A 21,117-nucleotide genomic window follows, 5' to 3' on the forward strand; every position below is an offset into this window, starting at 1 on the left:
AAACCGGCTGCCCGTGCGGCATCACGGGTGGCGCTGCTTTCACGTGTGGCGGCGTGGAGGGTACAATGCGTGCCTGTCGGGACGGATGTCCCCAGACCACGCAGTCAGACGCATCGCGGGAGACGGATCACGGGACCCGTCCCCGGCAACGTTATCCTGCATGACCATACGACATACGCCGTTTATTGCTTCGCTGAGCCTGGTTGCACTCGCAGCCTTGCCGTCGTTGCCCGCATGGGCCGCGCCTGGCAAGCCGCCCGCCATGGCACCGGCTTCGTCGCCCGCGCCCGTGGCGATCGACGAAGCCGAGGCCCTGTCACGCATGCTCAAGGGCGCGGCCACCGGACAGAACACCGGCGCGGCCGGCGTTCCCGAACTGCTGCGCAACACCAATCGCCCGGACAGCGTGCTGGCACGCGCCTGCCGCCAGCTCAACGACATCCTGCCCATCGAGATCGACGGCGAGACGCGCCTGCGCCGCTGCCAGTCGATCCCCGGCAAGCACGTGCTCTTCCAGCTGGAACTGACCAACTTCCGCGGCCCGATGCTCGACCTGGCCAGCTTCGAGGTGAATTACGCCGCGCCGCTCCAGCGCAACATCTGCGCCAACCGCGACGTGGAAATCCTGACCAAGCTCGGCGTCAGCATGATGTTCCGCTACATGACGCGTAACGACCGCGGCGAACGCCGCGTGGGCGACGTCTATATCAACGCGCCGATCTGCGTGTCGGCGCTGCGCTGAAACGCGCCGCTGAAACGCTCCCGTTTGAAACGGGCAAAAAAAACGGCAGGCCCTGGCGCCTGCCGTTCTTTATGGTGCGGACCGACGGTCACGCCACCCTTGGCCGCAATGGCAGCACGTTGGGGGCGCGGCGCAGCAGCACCCGCGTTTCCTTCCAGGCGGCATCGGCCAGCGGCGACCCCCAGACCAGTTCGTGCAGCTTCGACAGGGCGAACGGGTCGCCCAGCAGCACATGTTTCTGTGCCGCCGACAGCGAACCGGGGCCATGGGTCAGCGCGTGCTGCACCAGCGACGCATGCTGCAGCCTGGCCGGCTCCGGCTGTACCGTACGCGGCGTGGCCGTGGCGCACATCAGCGCATTGGTCACCGGATCGACCACGGCATCGACGAAGCGCGGCGTTTCCTGGGCGTTTTCCACATGCTGCTGCGTTTCGACGATCTCGCGCGGCACATAGGTTTCCTCGGGGATCATGAACAGGCCCGCGCGACGCGCGGCACGGCCCAGCGATACGCGCGACAGCATCACCGACAGCGGAATCGACATCGCCAGCGAGCCCACGATCGGCAGCAGCCACCAGATGAAGCCCGGGCTCAGCCAGTACACGCCGGCGCCCCACACCAGGCCCAGCACCGTGTGCCAGCCGTGGCGGCGGAACGCTTCGCCCCAGGTGGTTTCGGCATCCTCGCGCGGGGGCGACTTCCACGAAATGCCCCAGCCGCTGTACGCGGCGATCACGAACTTGGTATGGAACAGCATGCGCGTCGGTGCCAGCAGCGCCGAGAGCGTCATCTCGATCAGCATGCTCAGGAACAGGCGCACCACGCCGCCGTACTGCTTTGCATCCTTGAGCAGCAGGATCACGCTGGCCAGCTTCGGCAGGAACAACAGTGTCGCCGTGGCCGAAAACAGCATCAGCGCCTTTTCCGGATGCCATTCGGGCCAGGTCGGGAACAGCTGGTATGGCTTGGTGAAATACTCGGGCGGCACCAGCGCATGCTTGGCCAGCGCGGCGGTGGACAGCAGCAGGAACAGCAGCCACAGCGGCGCCGACACATAGGCCATGATGCCGGTCAGGAACACGGCCCGGTGCACGGCATGAAAGCCCTGCTTCATCCACAGCCGGAAGTTCATCAGGTTGCCCTGGCACCAGCGGCGGTCGCGCTTGACCTCGTCCAGCAGGTTCGGCGGCAATTCCTCGAACGAACCGGGCAGGTCATAGGCAATCCACACGCCCCATCCCGCGCGCCGCATCATGGCGGCCTCGACAAAGTCGTGCGACAGGATTTCGCCGGACAGCGGCCCCTTGCCGGGCAGCGGCGCCAGGCCGCAATGCTCCATGAAGGGCTTGATCCGGATGATGGCGTTGTGGCCCCAGTAGTGCGATTCGCCAAGCTGCCAGTAGTGCAGCCCGGCCGTGAACAGCGGACCATAGACGCGCGTGGAGAACTGCTGCATGCGGGCATAGAGCGTGTCGCGGCCCACGGCCAGCGGCGCGGTCTGGATAATGCCGGCGCCCGGGTTGGCTTCCATCAGCCTGGCCAGCGTGGCAAGGCAGTCGCCGCTCATCACGCTGTCGGCGTCCAGCACGATCATGTAGCGGTACTTGCTGCCCCAACGGCGGCAGAAGTCGGCCACATTGCCGGTCTTGCGCTTTACGCGGTGACGGCGCCAGCGATAGAAGATGCGGCCAAAGCCGCCCACGGCACGGCACAGTTCGATCCAGGCGTCGTGCTCGGCGGTGCGCAGGTCGGGATTGCCACTGTCGGACAGCACGAAGAAATCGAAATGCTGCAGCTCGCCCGTGCGTTCCAGCGACTCGTAGGTTGCGCGCAAGCCCGCGAAGACGCGCGTCACGTCTTCATTGCAGATTGGCATGATGATCGCCGTCCGCGCGGACGGGTCGATCGGCGCGTCGCTGGCGGCACTGCGCGAGATCAGGTGCTTGTCACCGCCCTTGAACAGGACCAGGAAGCCCATCATCGCCGTCCAGAAACCGGCCGAGACCCACGAGAACAGGATCGCGAACAGCGTCAGGATGGCCACTTCGAGCGGATCGGCGCCGTGGTACGGCAGCACACGCGACATGAAGTACGTGGCCATGACGGTCTGGCCCACCACCAGCGCCAGCAGGAACCAGCGACGGTGCGAACCGGCCGGGTGCCACTTGCCTTCGGCGTCGGGGCCGTCGTGCAGCGTGTCCCAGGTCTCGGGCACGGGCGGGCGGCCCAGCATCTTGCGCCAGGCATTGCGGATGCCGCCCCAGACGATATGCGGCGGCCACTGGCGCGGCACCATCGAGGCGCGCTCGGGCTCCGGCCCCGTATGCACGCGCACGGTGCCATCGTCGTTGCGCTGCAGCAGCGGCTGGCCGTCCACCTGCGGGTTGCCATAGGCCATCGCGAAGCGACGGCCCACCGAAGCGTAGGTGGCCCCGCCCGGGGCGTTGCCGTGATTCAAATCGGGAGCTTCCTTGTCCTTCGGGTCGCGACCGGCCAGGCGCGTTTGCAGTTCAATCATGGCCGACGGCACTTCGATACCCTCGGCCGGCACGCTGGACATCAGCGATTTGGGGGTATCGGCCAGCAGCTCGCTACGCAGTTCGGGCGAAGCCGGCAGGCGGTCGACATAGCGCTCGCATGCTGCCGCCGCCTGGGCCGGGCGCTGCTTTAGCCGGGGGGTAAGATGTAGCTCCATGTTTCGGATTGGGTTGTATTGCCGTTGCGAAGGTAGCCGCGCAACTCAACCGGCTTGTTCTCGTCCTTGCGCCGCATGAACATCGTCATGCGCCAGCCACCAGTGGCCTCGTTGCGCTGGACTGTTGTCTTGAGCAGTTCGCCATTGGCGTCCGCCGATACCACGGGGTCCAGGCGCGCCTCTTCGGGCAGCCTCTTGAACGCCGGTCCCTCGAAATCCACCACCAGCGAGAAACTGGTGTCGTCGGCCTTGCGCGTCAGGCCCTGGCCGCGACGCGTCTGCGTGACCCAGGACATCGGCGGCAGGTTCTCGCCGTCCTTCTGCCACTTGAGCCGGTACTCGTAGTCGAAAGCCTGCTTCGGCTTGGGCGGGTTGTCCGGCACCCAGAACGCCACGATGTTGTCGTTGGTCTCGTCCGGCGTCGGGATCTGCACCAGCTCCACGCGACCCGACCCCCAGTTGCCCCGGGGCTCCACCCAGCCGCTCGGGCGGCGCTCGTACCAGGAACCGATTTCCTGGTAGTTGTCGAAGCTGCGGTCGCGCTGCATCAGGCCGTAGCCCTGCGGATTGTTCGCGGCGAACGACGTCACGAGCAGGCGTTTGGGATTGACCAGCGGACGCCAGATCCACTCGCCGGTGCCGAGCTGCACCGACAGTCCGTCGGAGTCATGCACCTCGGGGCGGAAATCGGTGGTGGCCGACGGCTGGTTTTCGCCGAACAGATACATGCTCGTCAGCGGCGCCAGGCCAAGCTTGGTCACGTGCTCGCGCAGAAACAGACGCGACTTGACCTCCATCACCGTCTCGTTGCCGGGCTTGATGACGAAGCGGTACGCACCGCTCATGCGGCGCGAATCCATCAGCGCGTAAATCGTCAGCTGCTTGTCGTTGGCCGACGGCCGTTCGATCCAGAATTCGGTGAAGCGCGGAAACTCCTCGCCGGAGTTCAACGCCGTATCCACGGCCAGGCCGCGCGCCGACAGACCGTACCATTGGTCCTTGCCCAACGCGCGGAAGTAGCTGGCCCCCAGGAACGACGCCAGTTCGTCCTTGCGCTTGCCCTGCTGGTTCAGCGGATACATCAGCCGAAAGCCGGCAAACCCGAGGCCCTTGAGCTTGGCGGGGTCCACCTTGTGCGAGCCATAGTTGAACGCCGCGGGATCGAAGCGGAATTCGCGCACGCTGTTGCTGACCAACTCGTTGATCCGCACGGGCTGGTCGAACACCATACCCTCGTGGAAGAACGATATCTCGAACGGCAGGCGCGCGCCGCGCCAGGCAAATCGCTCGGGCTTGTATTCGATCTCGCGATAGCGTTCGTAGGTCAGTTCCTTCAGCTCGCGCGGCAGTTCCTGCGCCTTGGGCGGCTTGTACGGCGAGGCCGAGAGCTGGCGCGCACGCGCGGCCACGGTTTCGAAATCGAAGGCGTGGGCGGTCAGCGCCAGCAAGGCCAGCATGCCGCCGCCAATCCAGCGCCCCATCCCTGACATCCGGCCGGATATGCGGCGCGCTGGCGCGGCGGTCGGGCGTTGGATCGGCAGGAACGACGTCGGATATGCGGACATGAAGGCCGTGGACAGGTTTGGCGGGGAAGCAGGCAGCCGGACGAAGCGGCCGCCCCGGAATACGTCAGGAAACTTCAACGATTGGCTACAGCAAAAGACGGACCAGCGTGCGGCGCACCAGGCGCGGCACCGATATCAAACATCGGTGCAGTCGCGCCCAACGCAACGTACGCATGTCGAGATTGTTGCAATGCGAGGCGAAACCTTAACAATTCGAGACTTAAAAGTCACGTTTCGTCACGGCAACGTTTGCAACAAAATGTCTCACCTGTCGGCTCGAAGGCGCCTCGCGCGCGGGCTACGAGGCTGATGTCAAGCATAGGTCATCCATCGGACGGCGCCACGATGGTGCCGCGAGGGTGAAAAAGGAGCTCACCCGATGCCGGGCCGGCGACTGAGCGGGTTGCCGCACGACCGCCGGCTGTGCATTCCGATGCACTGCGCTTACAATCGCCAACGTTATCCATCCGCTGTTTCAGCCAAAAGGAATCGTCATGCACGTTCGGCGCCTAACCCGTCCGGCCCTGGCCGCCAGCCTGGGCTGCGCCCTGCTCCTGGGCACCGCGCAACCCGCGTTCGCCTATTTCCAGACGTATCTGTCCGGCAGCATCATTGGCACGCTGACCAAGAAGGAAGCGGCCTCGCTGCAGCAGTCCGTTGGAAAGGCGCTCAATAGCACCGAGGACAACCAGGTGGTGGAATGGCACTACCCGGCCGAGAACCGCCGCCAGGCCGTCGATGGCACGATCAGCCCGATCGCCACCAAGACCGACCAGGGCCAGAAGTGCCGCCGGCTCAAATCCGACCTCAAGCGTGGCAGCGCCACCGAGGCCTGGTCGGGATGGTTCTGCCAGCAGTCGAACGGCACCTGGAAAGCGCGGCACGTCGAAGACTGAAGCCGCGACAAACCGCCGCTGTCCGCCCGCGCTCGGGCATCACTGCCTGAGCGGCCTGCTCAGTGGCAGAGGCGCGTCATCAGGTCGCCGGCCAGCGTGCCGGATACCGCTTGCTGCGGCATGCCTGCCTGAGGCCCGCGGATCGTATACAGCGAGTCGCCTCGGGCATAGCGTTTGGCATATAGCGTCTGCTCGATCACGGCATACATGGATGTGGCGCAGTTGAGCACCATGCGCTTGAGCGACGAGCGGATGTTGTCGCCGCTGGCGGTCTTGATCACGCCCGGCGGCGCGTTGTGCACCAGCGCGACGCCCACCTCCGATCCGCGCCGGCGAATCGACGTCTGGTCCAGATAGGAAATCACGCCATTGGCGCCCATCAGTGGCAGCCAGCGTTGCGGGTCGGGCGCGCCCGGATCGGGAGACACCACCTGCGTGCATCCTTCACGCGGCGCGCCACGGAAGATGTTGCCGCCATTGGGCCCCTGACACTGGTACAGGCCGCTGGCCGCGGCCGCCCGCGCAGACGGATTGGCGAGTGACGGCGCGCCGTTGGACTCGGCCTGCGCCGCCATGCTGAAACACGCGCCGGCGAGCAGGGCCGTGCGTGCGAACATGCGGAAAAACATCGGGAGGTACCCTCGTAAGGACGGGAAGAAGCCCACGATTTTCGCACAGCACGCGCCCCGGAAGACACCCCGCCGCGCAGGAAAGCGCATGAAACCGCGCCAAACCGCCATGGGCATACGGCGGTTTCACGCGATATTCGCGCCTGGCTTGCGCTGGATCAGTCCCGCCGTCCTTCAGCGTTGCCGCGTCAGCCCTGCTGCTCGCGCCACGCCACCAGGTCGGCGATGGTCAGCACCGGCAGCTGGTACTTGTGTGCGAAGGCCAGCGCCTCAGGACGGCGCGCCATCGTCCCATCGGGATTCATCAGCTCGCACAGCACCGCCGCGGGCGACAGGCCGGCCATGCGCGCCAGTTCCACCGAGCCTTCGGTATGGCCCCGGCGCTTGAGCACGCCGCCGTCCACGGCCACCAGCGGAAACACGTGCCCCGGGCTGACCACCGCATCGGTGCCGGCATCGTCGGCAATGGCGGCGCGGATCGTCGTGATGCGATCGGCCGCGCTGACGCCGGTGGTCACGCCTTCGCGCGCCTCGATCGACACCGTAAACGCAGTGCCGTACTGGCTGCGGTTGTTCTCGACCATCGGACGCAGACCCAGCTTGCGCACCTTGGCGGCGGTCAGGCACAGGCAGACGATGCCGCTGCATTCGCGGATCATCATCGCCATGTTGGCGTTGGTCAGGCGCTCGGCGGCCAGGATCAGATCGGCCTCGTTCTCGCGGTCGTCATCGTCGAGCAGCACGACGGGACGCCCCTCGCGCATGGCGTCCAGCGCCTGTGCGATGCGCTCGGCAAGCGGACGCGGGTCGGCTTCAGCCATGGCAATATCGCCAGATGGCAGGTCGGAAAGAGGGTCTTGATTGAGAGCCAGCATGGGTGAAACGCTCCGTGCAATGAAGTTCATGGGCGTTTCAGGGGAACGATCAGCGAACGTCCGCACAACGCTCCGCCCGCGCGGACGGACAGCGCCGTTCGCGCGTGGGCGTGCCATGCGGATTCCGCCCATCTTCTTTCATCCGGACTATGACCGTCGGCCCTGGCTTCTCACCAGGTCTGCTGACCCCGCACGGGAATGCGGGCGCTCGCGGGCTCGTGGCGCCGCTGTCTTTCGACAGTGGCCACATACCGCCGGTGGGGACTTGCACCCCGCCCTGAAGACGTAACGATGCCGCCGCAGCCTGCAAGCCACGACGGCCGGGCGATGTTAGCACGACTGTGCTTTTCTGGCTGAACTGCGATGTCGAAGGATCTCGGCGGCGATCCTGCCGGCTACGGACGGCCTGGCGCCGCCGCCAACGCTTCGAACAGGTCACGGGTCGCATCGTCGGCCGGATAGAAGCACTCGATTCTCAGCTCCTGCAGCGTAACGTCCTGCGGATTGCCCAGCGTGGTGAGCGTGGAAAACAGCGACGCGCGGAAGCGTCCCGCATGCACCACGACCGGCAGCACGGGCGGCAGCGGCCCGTCTGCCGGGTCGTCCTCCACCAGCAGCACGCCGCCCGGCCCCACCAGATCCGGATGCCATTCGGCAATGCGACGAAAGATCTCACGCGCGGTCTGGTCATGCGCCTGCACCTGCAGCTCCTGCCAGACGCGGCGCAGCAGGTAGCGGCCCACCTGGCGCGCGTTTTCCAGCACCGGCCACAGCCCGTTCGGGTCGAACACCGCCAGCATCAGGTTGACGCGTCCGCCGTCACCGTCCAGCGTGGCCGGCTGGCGGCTGCCCAGCAGCTGTTCGAGCATGCGCCGGTACGCCTGGTTGGCATCGACCAGATGCCAGAAGCGGTCCAGCACCACGGCCGGATACGGTTCCTGCTTGGCAAGGATCAGCGAGATGGCGTGCCGCACCATCTGCATCGCGGGCGCGCCCAGCGCGTTTTCGCTGTAGGCCGGCGCATAGCCGCTGGCCAATAGCAGCCGGTTGCGCTGGCGCAGCGGCACGCCGAGCCGGTCTGCCAGCGCCAGCACCATCTCGCGGCTGGGCCGGGCGCGGCCCGATTCGAGAAAACTGATATGGCGCTGGGATACCCCGGCCGCCAGCGACAGCGCCAGCTGGCTGTAGCCGCGCTTGCTGCGCCAGTAGCGCAGGAGTCCGGGAAAGTCGATGGCGGCTTCGGAGCCAGGCGTGAGCGTTTCCATGTGCCGCATTACAGCACATGGCCGGACGTTGCACGACTACCTGCCAGGTAATCGCCGCCATTCATCCGCCCTCACGCCATTCAGACATCGATCGAACCTCTTTCAGATTCGTCGCATTTCGATTCCGCCCCGTCCCGCCTAGCATGACCACTTTCCCTTTGCCTCCCGCTACCCCGATGCGGGCCGACCATGATCCGTTCCCTTGCCAACAAGTCCACGGCCGCGCTGTTCTGTGGCCATGCCGTACACACCCTGCCGCTCGCCATCCAGGCCGGCGCCATGCGCAAGCTGGCCATGCTGGATGCCGCCGTGTGCCCGCCTGACCTGGCCGCCGCGCCGGCCAACGAACTGGAGCCGATGCGCGGCCGCCGCCGCGGCCTGTGGCGCGTCCGTATCGAGGGGGATTGGCACCTCTGCTTCCGCTTCCTGAACGGCGAAGCCTGGGATGTCGAGGTGGCGCAGTGCCCGGCCGACGAGGAGGACGCATGAGCCTCAAGCGAGACGACCTGTCGCGCAGCGACTTCAGCAGCTACGTTACCGGCGACCCCGTGCCGCCTACCCCGCCCGGCGATATCCTGTTGCATGAGTTCATGGTGCCCAACGCGTTGTCGGCGGGCGCGCTGGCCGTGGCGCTGCGCGTGCCGGTGACCAGGATCGAGGGCATTCTCTGGCGCGAACGCGCCATTTCGCCTGAAACCGCGTTGCGGCTGGCCCGCTTTTTCGGTACGTCGGCCGAGTTCTGGGTGCGGCTGGAAGCGAACCATGCGCTACGCATGGCCCAGGCCTATGCCGGAGCGGCGATCGAACGGGACGTCCAGCCGATCACGGCATGATTCCTGCACACCCATTCGGGTGACGTCCGCGTCACTGCAGCGATGCGGCGTCACATGCGGATGGTATGCTCTGACTTTTCAATTCCCGCGCGCACAGGGCGCGCATCCTGATGGAAATAGCCATACTGCTGGCGCTGATATTGCTGAACGGCCTGTTCGCCATGTCCGAAATCGCGCTGGTGACAGCCCGCAAGGCCCGTTTGCAGCGCCAGATCGAAGCGGGCGACCGCGGTGCCATCGAGGCGGTCAAACTGGGCGAGGACCCGACCCGCTTCCTGTCCACGGTGCAGATCGGCATCACGTCGATCGGCGTGCTCAACGGCGTGGTCGGCGAATCGACACTGGCCGCCCCGCTCGCCATATGGCTGCAAGGCTTCGGTATCTCGTCCACCACGGCGGGCTACATGGCCACCGCCATCGTCGTCGCGGGCCTGACCTATTTCTCCATCGTGCTGGGCGAACTGGTGCCGAAGCGCCTGGGCCAGATGGCACCCGAAACAATCGCCCGCCTGGCCGCGCGCCCGATTTCGATCCTGGCCGTGGCGTCCACGCCGTTCGTCAAGCTGCTGTCCGGCTCCACGCAACTGGTGCTGCGCATGCTGGGCGTGAAGTCCGATCGCGGCCCGGCCGTGACCGAGGAAGAGATCCACGCGCTGCTGGTGGAGGGCTCCGAAGCGGGCGTGATCGAACGCCACGAGCACACGATGGTGCGTAACGTATTCCGGCTGGACGACCGCCAGCTGGCCTCGCTGATGGTGCCCCGGGGCGACGTGGTCTACCTCGACGTGGAGTCCTCCGAGGACGAAAACCTGCGCCGCATCGAGGAATCGGATCATTCGCGCTTTCCCGTGGTGCGCGGCGGCATGCATGACATCCTTGGCGTGGTAAGCGCGCGCCAGCTGCTGGCCCGACGCCTGCGCGGGGAAAAGGCCGACCTGACCGCCGTGCTGCAGGCCGCCGTGTTCGTGCCGGAAAGCGTGACCGGCATGGAACTGCTGGAGAACTTCCGGTCTTCGGGCGGCCAGATCGCGTTCGTGATCGACGAGTACGGCGAGGTTTTGGGCCTGGTCACGCTGCAGGACCTGATCGAGGCCATCACGGGCGAGTTCAAGACGGAAACGGCTGGCGAGGAATGGGCCATCCAGCGCGACGATGGCTCATGGTTGCTGGACGGCCTGATCCCGATCCCGGAACTCAAGGACCGCACGGGCCTGCGCGCCGTCCCTGAGGAAGACAAGGAGCGCTATCACACGCTGTCGGGCATGCTGCTGCTGTTGCTGGGCCGCTTGCCGCAAACGGCAGATACGGTCCAGTGGCACGACTGGAAGTTCGAGATCATCGACATGGACGGCAAACGCATCGACAAGGTGCTGGCCTCCAGGGTACCGCCGGAAGACGGCCCGGAGTCCGAGACCACCGGCTGAGACCGGCCGACAAAATGAAACAACAACGGGCGCACCATGCGCCCGTTGTTGTTTGCCCTTTTTCTTTGCCGTTTTTCCTCGGCGGGACGGCCATCACGGCCGACTTCGGGCTCCATTGCGCGGCCGCCCTTTATCGCCAATCCCCCTCGATGGTCAAGATAACAAAGGTAGCGACAATTGAGATCGTTGTTTGAAATCAAAACGTGTGCGCCGCACGCGCCACGCCAACATCGGCGTTCGCCGAAATTCTTCGTCACTGCCGTATGATCTCAGCTATGCGGCCCAACAACTAAGTAGTACCACTTAGATGACGGGCCGCGTCATCATAAAAATAATGAAAACGAGCGCGCTTGTCGGATGTGGAACGCGCGCCTTCACGCATGAACGGGAATGCAGTCCGATGTATCGCGGGCGGCCAATGCACAAATGAACTCGCTGCCAGCACGGGTAATAGATGGATCCTGACACCAAAGACACGCCGACGCCCGGCGTCGGTGCTAGCGGGTCACCTGCCGACCCACCCTCCAAGGCCATCCAGCCGGTGTCCTTTCTGGCCGCGCTGGAGGAACACCGCACGCACTTCGGCCCGGCCCACCTGCTGGCCGTGATGGTGATCCGGCTCGACCGCTTCGCCCACGCCTGTGAAAGCATCGGGCCGCAGCGCGCGCACGACCTCCGCGCCCAGGTGAAGTCCCGCGTCACCTCGGTGACCAGCATGCCGGTGGCCATGCAATGGCTGGGGCCGGCCGATCTTGGCGTGGCCTGCGTGTTGCCCGACAGCGCCGAAAGCGCCCATTCGCTGAGCGAGGCAGTGGCCTGCCAACTTGGCCGGCCCTTCCAGGTGGGCGGCTTCGAAGCGTATCTATCGTGCAGCATCGGCAGTGCCGTGGACGAGCCCGACACCGGCACCGAACGGCTGTTGCAGCAGGCCTTCGACGCCATGCTGCAGGTCAACCGTCGGGGTGGCGCCGGCATCGGCACGGCCAGCCGCCCCGCCACGCCGCGCATGGCGACGCTGCTGGCGGCATTGCCCAGCGCCATCGAACGTGGCGAACTGAGCCTGCAACTGCAGCCGCGTGCGTCGCTGGCCACCGCCGCGATCACCGCCTATACGGTGCGTCTGCGTTGGCAGCACCCGGTTCTGGGTCGCGTGGCGCCGCAAGACTTCCTGCCGGCCGCCGAAGCCCTGGGCCTGATGAATGTGATTGGCGGCTGGACGCTCCAGCAGCTGCTGCAGCTGTTGCGCGATACGGCAACGCTCGGGCCCTTGCAGTTCACGCTGCTGGCCACCAGCTCCCAGCTTCAGGCCGATGACACGATCTGCATGCTGCGTCGGGCCATCGACGCCCATCACGTCAGGCCTGGACAGATCTGCGTCGAGGTGCCGGTCGATATCGTGCCCCCCGCCGAGGCAACCGACAAGGCGCAGCGCCTGCGCGATGGCGGCGTGGTTATCGCGCTGGCGGACTTTACCGACTCGGCGGCCAGCCTGCGGGCGCTTTCACTGGTGCAGCCCGATATCGTGACGCTCGACGCGCGCCATCTCGGCCATGCCAGCCAGAAGCCCGACATGGCGGCAAGCCTGCGCCGTGCCTGCGAGTGGGCCAAGGCGCGCGGGGTGGCGGTCTGTGCCAAGGGCGTGGAAACCCAGGCGCAGCTCGATGTGATCCGCAGCTGGGGTTGCGACACCATGCAGGGCTTTTTGCTGGCGCAACCGTTTCCGGCACCGTGGCTCATGCAGACGCACGCCGCCGTCACCGAACGTGCCCGCCTGCTGCTCAAGCCCTGAGCCGCGAAGCCCCAGGTGCCGGTGTCGGTCTTTGTCTGTCAGACATCTTCGTAGCGCCAAATAGGCACACATCCTGCATCGGCGGGGATCGGGGCGACGATACACTGTGCCCACTTCTCACTATCCCCCGAAAGGAGCCTCTGATGAAAAAAGGATGGATCTGGTGCGTGCTGGTTGCCACGCTGCTCGCAGGCTGCAACACGATGTCCGGTCTGGGGCAGGATGTCCAGAAGGGTGGACAGAAGCTTGAGAATTCGGCCGAGAAATCGAAGTAATCTCCAATTTTCGTCATCGCCACCACCCCGCGATGCATGCAAGGGCGCCAGTGGCGCCCTTGTTGCTTTGCAGGGATCTCGCCCGCCATCGCGCCGGCTTTGTAATTCTTACCGCCAGCGCTGTCTCATCGCCTTGACTCAGGGCTTGCGTAGTTGCGCGGCCTCTTCGGCCAGCTTGCGAATGCGCGCCCAGTCCTTCGCTGCCACGGCGTCCTTCGGCACCACCCACGAACCACCCACGCACACCACGTTGGGCAGCGCCAGGTAGGTCGATGCCTTGGCCAGGTCGATGCCACCCGTCGGACAGAACTTCAGTTGCGACAACGGGCCATGCAGCGATTTCAGCATCGGCACGCCACCGGCAGCCTCCGCCGGGAAGAACTTCAGGAACGAAAACCCGCACTCCAGCGCAAACATCGCCTCGCTGGCCGTGGCCACGCCCGGCAGCAGCGCGATGCCGGCGCCCTGCGCGCCATCGGCCAGCTTCTGCGTAAGCCCCGGCGACACGGCGAACTGCGCGCCGACGTCACGCACCGCGCGCAATTGATCGATAGTGAGCACCGTGCCGGCACCCACCACAGCCTGCGGCAACGCCTTGGCCACCGCCTCCATGGCCTGCAGCGCCACCGGCGTGCGCAGCGTGATTTCCAGCATCGGCAGGCCGCCCTCGACCAGGGCTTCGCTGATGCGCAGCGCGTCGTCCACCGAGTGGTATTCGAGCACCGGAATCACCGGCACGTTGGTCAGGCGTTCGATCAGCGGAGAAGGTTGGATTTGCATGACAGTATTCATAATATTCATTGTCCTGAGCCGTCAGACCCGGTATGCCCGGGCCGGTTCAGGCGATGACGGAAACGCCCCGCTCCAGGCGGGCCAGCACCGTTTCGGCCGTGGGGATCGGCGCCACCGCGCCGTAGCCGGTGGTCGACAACGCCGCCGCCACGTTGGCATAGCGCGCGGCCTCGAATGGATCGGCGCCCGCGGCCAGTCGCGCCACGAAGCTGCCACCGAAGCAGTCGCCCGCGCCCGTGGCATCGAGCGGCCGGACCGGATACGGCGCCACCAGCGTGCGCGACTCGGGCGTGGCCACGTAGCTGCCCTCCTCGCCCAGCTTCAGCGCCACCACCTTTACACCGCAGGCGAGCAGGTGGTCGACGATCGCGTCGCGGTCATCCAGGCCCGTCAGCACGGTGATGTCGTCCCAGCTCGGCAGGCAGATATCGGTCATCGAGAACGCCTCGCGCATGATGCCGCGCGCCCGCGCCAGCGACCACAGGCGCAGCCGCAGGTTGGTGTCCAGCGACACCTGCACGCCCGCCTTGCGCGCATGCTCCATCGCCGCCAGGCCGGCGTCGCAGGCCGACGTGCTGATGGCCAGGCTGATACCCGACAGATGCAGATAGCGCGCCTGCGCAATGGCCGCCAACGGCAGCTGTTCATGGTGATACCGGCTGGCCGCCGACCCTTCGCGCAGGTAGTCGAAGCGATGGCCGTGATTGTCGTGGGAAACGAAATAGACCCCGGTGGGGGCCGCGGCATTGATGCTGACGTGCCGCGTGTCCACCCGCTCGTGCGTCCACAACGCCAGCAGCCGCTCGCCAAAGCTGTCGGCACCCACGGCGCTGATGTAGCCGGTGCTCGCGCCCTGGCGCGCGGCGGCAATCGCAAAGTTGGAGGTGTCGCCGCCAAAACCCTGCAGGTAGCGGGTCGGATCATCGGGCTGCTGGTTGAACTCGACCAGCGGTTCGCCGTAGGCAAGGATGTCGATACTCATGAACGCGTGCCTCTCTTTCAGAAGAACGTCTGCACGATGTCGATAACGCGCAACTGGCCATCCAGCACGGGGATGTGGCGCCACTTGTCGAACGTCAGGCAGGGATGCGAGATATCAAAGGCAATCATATCGCCGACACGAATGTCGTCGCCAGCGGCGATTTCCAGGTAGGCATGCTGGTCCATCATGCCGGTCACCTTCCATTCGGCCGGCGCCGCCACGGGCGCGGCGGCGCCGGGGCGATAGATCTGCGCCGGAATCGGCATGCCGGCGTCGAACGCGGCGTCGCGCTTGCCCATGCCGATGATCGCGCGCCGGGGCTCGGGAATCGACTGCACATAGGCCCACAGCTGCAGCGCCGGCAACAGGCCCTCGCGCATCTTTTGCGCCACCGGGTTGCTGGCCAGGATACGTTCCTGTGCCGCCCGGTAGACGCCCACGTCGTGGGTCAGGTAGCAACCGGGACGCAGCACGATGTCGATCGGCGCGCCAATATCGGTCCGGGCGAATTCTTCAGCCACCACGTCGTACCATGCCGAGCCCGCGCCCGACATCACCACGGGACTGCGGCCGAAGCGGCCGGCGGCGGCCAGTTCGCGCGTGACGGCCACGGTGCGCTGCAGGAACCGCCGGATATCGGCCTCCTGCTGCAGCACACCCTCATAGACCTCGACGCCGGCCAGCGACAGCGCGTCAGGCCAGCGCGACAGTGCCTGCAACACCTCGGCCTGCTGCGCGGCGTCGCGTACGCCGGTGCGGCCGCCTTCCACGCCCAGTTCCAGCAGCACCTGCAGCGTCTGCCCCCGGGCCTGGAAGTACGCGCCAAGCTGGTCGACCAGGGCCGCCGAATCCACCAGCGTGAAGAATTCGAAGCCAGGATCGCGTAGCAGATCGGCCACGATTTCCATATTGCGGAGACCGACCAGCTGGTTGGCCATCAGCACGCGCTTCACGCCGTGCGCGGCGGCGGCCGCGGTCTGTTGCGCCGTGGCGAGCGTGATGCCCCACGCGCCCTCGGCAAGCTGCCGCGCAAACAGCTTCGGCGCCATCGTCGTCTTGCCATGCGGCGCCAACTGCACACCATAGGCACCCATGAACTTCCTCATCCACTGAAGGTTGTGAACGAGCTTGTCTTCGTAGAGCACGGCGGCCGGCAGGCTCAGTTCCTCGCGCAGCAGATGCCAGCCCGGCTGACCCGCTTCGGCCGGTGTCAGCGGTGCGTCCAGACGGCCCAGTGCCTTGTTCAGCGGATCGATCATGCCGGTCTGGTACTTTATTTCACGCATGGCTGGCATCACCTTGTAAAAATTCAATTGACGTAATCATAGCCTTGAAACTACGATATTTCATCCTTGTTATAAAGTAACATGCTGTGTCGGCCCAGCGGCCTGCCAGCCCTCGCCATCCGCCATGACCGCACCGTTCGACATCCTGACCCGCATTGCCGAGCGTGGCCCGTCACTGCGGCTGGCCGAGCAAAAGGTGGCGCAAGTGATTCTGGAGGACCTTGCCGGCGCGGCGGCCACCAGCATCAACGAACTGGCGCGCAAGGCCGCCGTCAGTGAAGCCAGCGTGACGCGCTTTGCCAAGGCTATCGGCTGCCGCGACGTGCGCGACCTGAAGCTGCGCCTGGCCCAGGCCACGGCGGTTGGCACACGGTTTTTGCAGCCCGCCCCGGCGCTGGCCGACGACGCCTCGCCGGCCACCATGGCCGAGCGCATCCACACCGACGTGCTGACGACGCTGGAAGTCAATCGCAAGCTGATCGACCCCGAACGGATTGCCGAAGCCGCGCGGCTGTTGCTTGGTGCACGCATGGTCTACGCTTTCGGCATGGGTGGCGGCTCCACGTTCATGGCCGACGAGGCGCGCTATCGGCTGGCGCGGCTGGGCCAGCCCGTGGCGACGTATCAAGACGCGCTGCTGCAGAAGATGGTGGCGGCCACGTTGTCGCGGGACGACGTAGTACTGGCGTTTTCCGCCAGCGGCAACGTGCCCGAGATGCTCGCCAGTTGCGATATCGCGCGCGAGTACGGTGCCCGGCTGATCGCCGTGACGGCGCTGGGGTCGCCGCTGGCGGCGCGCGCCGACGTGCTGCTGCCCGTGCGGACGCTGGAGACCGACTTCATCTTCAAGCCATCGGCGTCGCGCTACGCGATGCTGATGGTGGTGGACGTGCTGGCAACCCAGTGCGCGATGCTGCAGCAAGACCAGAGCAAGGAAAAGCTGCGCCGCCTGAAATACGTGCTCGACGCCCATCGCGGCGTCAGCCATGACAGCGACGGCCCGGACAGCCGCCAGCCGCTGGGAGACTGACCATGCCACACCTGTTCGATACCCTGATTCGCTGCGTCATGCTGCTGGACGGCTCGGGCAGCGCGGCGCGCATGGCCGACATCGGCATCCGCGACGGGCGCATCGCCCGCATCGATGAAGCCGGCACCATCGATCCCGACACCGCCTCGCGTGTCGTGGAAGGCCACGGCCTGGCCCTGGCGCCGGGCTTCATCGACGTGCATACGCACGACGACACCAATGTCGTGCGCGATCCGGCGATGACGCCGAAGATCTCGCAGGGCGTGACCACGGTCATCGTCGGCAACTGCGGCATCAGCGCGGCGCCGGTGACGCTGGCCGGCGACCCGCCCGACCCGATGAACCTGCTGGGCCGCGCCGACGCGTTCCGCTATCCCGATTTCAAGACCTACGTCGATGCCGTCAACGCGGCGCGGCCATCGGTCAACGTGGCCGCCCTGGTGGGCCACACGGCGCTGCGCAGCAACCATATGGACCGCTTCGACCGCGCCGCCACGGCCGACGAGATCGCGGCCATGCGCGCGCAACTCGAAGACGCCCTGGCACACGGCGCGCTGGGTCTGTCCACCGGCCTGGCCTATGCCAACGCATTCAGTGCCCCAACGGACGAAGTCCTGTCGCTGGCCGAACCGCTGGCCGATGCCGGCGCGCTATACGCCACGCACCTGCGCAGCGAATTCGCCGAAATCCTCGATGCCATGGACGAGGCGTACCGCATCGGCCGCCATGCGCGCGTGCCGGTGGTGATCTCGCACCTGAAATGCGCAGGGGTGCCGAACTGGGGCCGCAGCGGCGAGGTGCTGCAGTCGCTGGAAGCCGCGCAGCGTTGGCAGCCGGTGGGCTGCGACTGCTATCCGTACACGGCCAGTTCCTCCACGCTGGACCTCAAGCAGGTGACCAGCGATTTCGACATCCAGGTGACGTGGTCCGAGCCGCACCCCGACATGGGTGGCCGCCTGCTGGCCGATATCGCCACCGAATGGCAGGTGGACATGATGGAGGCCGCGCGCCGTCTGCAGCCGGCCGGCGCCGTCTACCACTGCATGGAAGACGCCGATGTGGACCGCATCCTCAGCCATCCGGCCACGGTGGTCGGTTCCGACGGCCTGCCCAACGATCCGCTGCCCCATCCGCGCCTGTGGGGCGCGTTCCCGCGCGTGCTGGGCCATTACGCGCGCGACCGCGAACTGTTTCCGCTGGCCGTGGCCGTCAACAAGATGACCGGCCTGTCCGCCGAACGCTTCGGCCTGCAGGATCGCGGCTTCGTGCGCGAAGGCTACTGGGCCGACCTGGTGCTGTTCTATGCGGCGACCATCCGCGACGCCGCCAGCTTCACCGACCCGATGCAGCCGGCCGAAGGCATTGCGGCGGTCTGGGTCAACGGCGAGCTGACCTGGCAGCACCGTGCGGCCACCGGCGTGCGCGCCGGCCGCTTCCTGCCGCGCCACACGCGGCCGCAGCCCTGAATCCCCGAACAACCGCATCAACCGCATCAACCGCATCAATCCCATACCAGGCACAACAGGAGTTCCCATGGATATCAAACGATTCGGCGTCGAAGGCGGCACGGGCCAGGGCGGCTCGCACATGCCCTTCGCGCGCGCGGTGCAGGCCGACGGCTGGCTGTACGTGTCCGGCCAGGTGCCGATGGTCGATGGCGAGGTGGTCGAAGGCAATATCGTCACGCAGACCCACCAGGCCATCAAGAACGTGCTGGCCATCCTGGCCGAGGCCGGCTACGGCCCCGAGCACGTGGTGCGCTGCGGCGTCTGGCTGGACGATGCGCGCGACTTCCCGTCGTTCAACAAGATCTTCAAGGAATACTTCGGCGCCAATCCGCCCGCGCGCGCCTGCGTGCAGTCGAGCATGGTGGTGGACTGCAAGGTCGAAGTGGACTGCATCGCCTACAAGAAACCCGCGGCCTAAAGCCGCACCCCCCGCCTGCCGGCATCGGTGAGCCAACCGATGGCCGGCCGGCTTCATCAACCCGCCGCCAGATACCGGACACCCCGGACACGCGCGGCATTTTCATAGCGGAAGCGGACCGTCCGGCCGGGCGGCAACCGCCACAAGGAGACGAGACATGGGTGCCGTTACCGGAACCACGCTCTTGATTTACGCGCTGATCGCCGTGATCGCGCTGGTGATTCTGATCGCCAAGTTCAAACTGAACCCGTTCATCACGCTGGTGGTGGTATCGGTGGCCCTGGGCTTTGCCGTGGGCATGCCGATGGGTGACATCGTCAAGTCGTTCGAAGCCGGCGTGGGCGGCACGCTCGGCCATATCGCGCTGGTGATCGGGCTTGGCACCATGCTGGGCAAGATGATGGCCGAATCGGGCGGCGCCGAGCGCATCGCCCTGACGCTCATCAACTTCTTCGGCGAGAAGAACGTGCACTGGGCCATGGTGGTCATCGCCTTCATCGTCGGCCTGCCGGTGTTCTTCGAAGTAGGCTTCGTGCTGCTGATTCCGATCGCGTTCAACGTGGCCAAGCGCACGAACACGTCGATGATCCTGGTCGGCATTCCGATGGTCTGCGGCCTGTCCGTGGTGCATGGCCTGATCCCGCCGCACCCGGCCGCGCTGCTGGCCGTGCAGGCCTACGGCGCCGACATGGGCCACACCATCCTGTACGCGCTGATCGTCGGTGTGCCCACCGCCATCATCGCCGGCCCGCTGTTCGCCAAGCTGATCGACAAGCACGTGAAGCTGCCCGAAGTGAACCCGCTGGCCGAGCAACTGACCGAGGAAGCGGCCACGGCCAAGGGCAACCTGCCCGGCTTCGGCATCACGGTGCTGACCATCCTGCTGCCGGTGTTCCTGATGCTGATCGGCAGCTGGGCCGACTTGATCGCCACGCCGAAGACGTTTGCCAACGACGTCCTGAAGCTGATCGGCAACTCGGTGATGGCCCTGCTGATCGCCACGCTGTTCAGCTTCTATACGTTCGGCAAGGCGCGCGGCTTCACGCGTGAAATGATCCTGAAGTTCACCAACGAGTGCGTGGCCCCCACGGCCATCATCACGCTGGTGGTGGGCGCCGGCGGCGGCTTTGGCCGCGTGCTGCGCGATTCGGGCATCTCGACGGCCATCGTCGACGTGGCCACGCACGCCAATGTGTCGGTGCTGGTGCTGGGCTGGCTCGTCGCCGTGATGATCCGTATCGCCACGGGCTCCGCCACGGTGGCCATGACCACGGCAGCCGGCATCGTGGCCCCGATCGCGGCCAGCGTGCCGGGCACCCGCCCCGAACTGCTGGTGCTGACCACGGGCGCCGGCTCGCTGATCCTGTCGCACGTGAACGACGGCGGCTTCTGGCTGGTCAAGGAATACTTCAACATGACCGTGGCCCAGACCTTCAAGACCTGGTCGGTGGCCGAAACGATCATCTCGGTGGTGGCCCTGCTGTTCACGCTGGCGCTGGCAACGGTGGTGTAAGGTGGTTGCCGGCCATCGAACAGGTGTGGCTTTCACCACGCCTGTCGTGGCCGGCTGACCGTACCACCCGAGACAGTCAGACTGCGAAAGTTTCAACCCTACTCGTCGTACGAAATCAGCTTCCACGACACGTTCCAGTACACAGCCCGCTCCCCCAGCAGGTCGTCCAGCCATGACAGCCGGCGAGGCTTGGGCATCTCGAATTCCGGCAGGACGTCACCCTTGCGGAAATGCCGAGTTGCCCCGGCAAATACAGTTGCAGCCTCCGGCACGCACCAGATACCGCTTTCCGGACAAGGCTGACCGGTTTTGGCGCGGGTCCCCAACGGCAGTTTCGGTGGCGGCGGCAGCGGCAAACCAGTGGCTGGATCGAGATTCTTTGCCCGGCTCAGACGATTGACCAGTTCCTCGGAAGGCTTCTCCGGCGGTACTGCTGCGTCATGCTCCCGTACCCACTGGAATGTGCCGTCCCACGGCGGCAGCTTGGCCGGCGGCAACGGGACGATCTGGTCGATGTCGGGGATTTTGGGGTTGAGGTGTTCGAAGTTTCGTAGGAATTTTCCGATCTGCTTGTATCGAAGGGAACGCTCCGGATCTGCT

General features: G+C 66.0%; 20 protein-coding genes and 1 riboswitch. Of the genes, 11 read left to right on the top strand and 9 right to left on the bottom strand.

Annotated elements, in window-relative coordinates:
• The first annotated feature begins 160 nt into the window (after positions 1-160).
• Complete coding sequence (locus AC3FJ6_RS19295) at positions 161-742, top strand: hypothetical protein (protein ID WP_487522136.1); 582 nt, start codon at positions 161-163, stop codon at positions 740-742.
• A gap of 88 nt (positions 743-830) precedes the next feature.
• Here AC3FJ6_RS19295 and mdoH read toward each other — a convergent pair whose 3' ends face one another.
• Complete coding sequence (mdoH, locus tag AC3FJ6_RS19300; RefSeq protein WP_488773314.1) at positions 831-3,437, bottom strand: glucans biosynthesis glucosyltransferase MdoH; 2,607 nt, start codon at positions 3,435-3,437, stop codon at positions 831-833.
• A complete protein-coding gene (locus tag AC3FJ6_RS19305) occupies positions 3,410-4,927 on the bottom strand; it encodes a glucan biosynthesis protein G (protein ID WP_488773334.1) in 1,518 nt (505 codons plus the stop codon). The genes mdoH and AC3FJ6_RS19305 overlap by 28 nt, the downstream gene beginning before the upstream one ends.
• Before the next feature lie 569 nt (positions 4,928-5,496).
• Between AC3FJ6_RS19305 and AC3FJ6_RS19310 the strand changes: the two genes are divergently transcribed.
• Positions 5,497-5,898: an RT0821/Lpp0805 family surface protein gene (locus tag AC3FJ6_RS19310; RefSeq protein ID WP_153947981.1), complete on the top strand. Its 402-nt coding sequence runs from the start codon at positions 5,497-5,499 to the stop codon at positions 5,896-5,898.
• Positions 5,899-5,957: 59 nt separating this feature from the next.
• Here AC3FJ6_RS19310 and AC3FJ6_RS19315 read toward each other — a convergent pair whose 3' ends face one another.
• The 3 genes from AC3FJ6_RS19315 to AC3FJ6_RS19325 form a co-directional block, all read right to left on the bottom strand.
• Complete coding sequence (locus AC3FJ6_RS19315; RefSeq protein ID WP_488773315.1) at positions 5,958-6,527, bottom strand: surface-adhesin E family protein; 570 nt, start codon at positions 6,525-6,527, stop codon at positions 5,958-5,960.
• A 188-nt stretch (positions 6,528-6,715) separates the two neighbouring features.
• Entirely contained in the window at positions 6,716-7,402 is a 687-nt protein-coding gene (gene ribB, locus AC3FJ6_RS19320) for a 3,4-dihydroxy-2-butanone-4-phosphate synthase (protein WP_488773316.1), read from the bottom strand.
• A 126-nt stretch (positions 7,403-7,528) separates the two neighbouring features.
• A riboswitch (FMN riboswitch) is annotated at positions 7,529-7,691 on the bottom strand.
• Between the two features lie 106 nt (positions 7,692-7,797).
• On the bottom strand, positions 7,798-8,667 hold the full coding sequence (locus tag AC3FJ6_RS19325; protein WP_488773317.1) for a helix-turn-helix domain-containing protein: 870 nt from the start codon (positions 8,665-8,667) through the stop codon (positions 7,798-7,800).
• Positions 8,668-8,856: 189 nt separating this feature from the next.
• Between AC3FJ6_RS19325 and AC3FJ6_RS19330 the strand changes: the two genes are divergently transcribed.
• From AC3FJ6_RS19330 to AC3FJ6_RS19350, 5 genes are all read left to right on the top strand, one after another.
• Positions 8,857-9,156: a type II toxin-antitoxin system RelE/ParE family toxin gene (locus tag AC3FJ6_RS19330; protein WP_488773318.1), complete on the top strand. Its 300-nt coding sequence runs from the start codon at positions 8,857-8,859 to the stop codon at positions 9,154-9,156.
• Complete coding sequence (locus AC3FJ6_RS19335; protein ID WP_488773319.1) at positions 9,153-9,500, top strand: HigA family addiction module antitoxin; 348 nt, start codon at positions 9,153-9,155, stop codon at positions 9,498-9,500. Before AC3FJ6_RS19330 ends, AC3FJ6_RS19335 begins: the two co-directional genes overlap by 4 nt.
• 110 nt (positions 9,501-9,610) lie before the next feature.
• Positions 9,611-10,924 carry a hemolysin family protein gene (locus AC3FJ6_RS19340; protein ID WP_488773320.1) on the top strand — a complete coding sequence of 438 codons (1,314 nt, stop codon included), beginning with the start codon at positions 9,611-9,613 and terminating at the stop codon, positions 10,922-10,924.
• Positions 10,925-11,378: 454 nt separating this feature from the next.
• On the top strand, positions 11,379-12,713 hold the full coding sequence (locus AC3FJ6_RS19345; protein ID WP_488773321.1) for a GGDEF domain-containing phosphodiesterase: 1,335 nt from the start codon (positions 11,379-11,381) through the stop codon (positions 12,711-12,713).
• A 143-nt stretch (positions 12,714-12,856) separates the two neighbouring features.
• The gene (locus tag AC3FJ6_RS19350) at positions 12,857-12,988 is read left to right on the top strand and encodes an entericidin A/B family lipoprotein (protein ID WP_066740471.1); all 132 of its coding nucleotides are present in this window, start codon (positions 12,857-12,859) and stop codon (positions 12,986-12,988) included.
• A 138-nt stretch (positions 12,989-13,126) separates the two neighbouring features.
• Here AC3FJ6_RS19350 and AC3FJ6_RS19355 read toward each other — a convergent pair whose 3' ends face one another.
• The 3 genes from AC3FJ6_RS19355 to AC3FJ6_RS19365 are packed head-to-tail and all read right to left on the bottom strand — an operon-like array spanning position 13,127 to position 16,048.
• Positions 13,127-13,768 (bottom strand): bifunctional 4-hydroxy-2-oxoglutarate aldolase/2-dehydro-3-deoxy-phosphogluconate aldolase, encoded by a 642-nt coding sequence (locus AC3FJ6_RS19355; RefSeq protein WP_488773322.1) that lies wholly within the window; start codon positions 13,766-13,768, stop codon positions 13,127-13,129.
• 58 nt (positions 13,769-13,826) lie between these two features.
• The gene (locus tag AC3FJ6_RS19360; protein WP_488773323.1) at positions 13,827-14,762 is read right to left on the bottom strand and encodes a sugar kinase; all 936 of its coding nucleotides are present in this window, start codon (positions 14,760-14,762) and stop codon (positions 13,827-13,829) included.
• 17 nt (positions 14,763-14,779) lie between these two features.
• Positions 14,780-16,048, bottom strand: coding sequence for an amino acid deaminase (locus AC3FJ6_RS19365; RefSeq protein WP_488773324.1), 1,269 nt, complete (start codon positions 16,046-16,048; stop codon positions 14,780-14,782).
• Between the two features lie 124 nt (positions 16,049-16,172).
• On the opposite strand from AC3FJ6_RS19365, the gene AC3FJ6_RS19370 reads away from it, so the two are divergent.
• From AC3FJ6_RS19370 to AC3FJ6_RS19385, 4 genes are all read left to right on the top strand, one after another.
• On the top strand, positions 16,173-17,078 hold the full coding sequence (locus AC3FJ6_RS19370) for a MurR/RpiR family transcriptional regulator (protein WP_488773325.1): 906 nt from the start codon (positions 16,173-16,175) through the stop codon (positions 17,076-17,078).
• 2 nt (positions 17,079-17,080) lie between these two features.
• On the top strand, positions 17,081-18,544 hold the full coding sequence (locus tag AC3FJ6_RS19375) for an N-acyl-D-amino-acid deacylase family protein (protein WP_488773326.1): 1,464 nt from the start codon (positions 17,081-17,083) through the stop codon (positions 18,542-18,544).
• 67 nt (positions 18,545-18,611) lie between these two features.
• The gene (locus tag AC3FJ6_RS19380) at positions 18,612-19,004 is read left to right on the top strand and encodes a RidA family protein (protein WP_153947994.1); all 393 of its coding nucleotides are present in this window, start codon (positions 18,612-18,614) and stop codon (positions 19,002-19,004) included.
• A 157-nt stretch (positions 19,005-19,161) separates the two neighbouring features.
• Entirely contained in the window at positions 19,162-20,517 is a 1,356-nt protein-coding gene (locus tag AC3FJ6_RS19385) for a GntP family permease (protein WP_488773327.1), read from the top strand.
• A 98-nt stretch (positions 20,518-20,615) separates the two neighbouring features.
• On the opposite strand, the gene AC3FJ6_RS19390 is transcribed toward AC3FJ6_RS19385, so the two are convergent.
• Positions 20,616-21,117: DUF6396 domain-containing protein (locus tag AC3FJ6_RS19390; RefSeq protein ID WP_488773328.1), on the bottom strand; the 502-nt coding region annotated here is incomplete at its 5' end.

The sequence above is a fragment of the Cupriavidus sp. 94F1 genome, assembly GCF_057798875.1.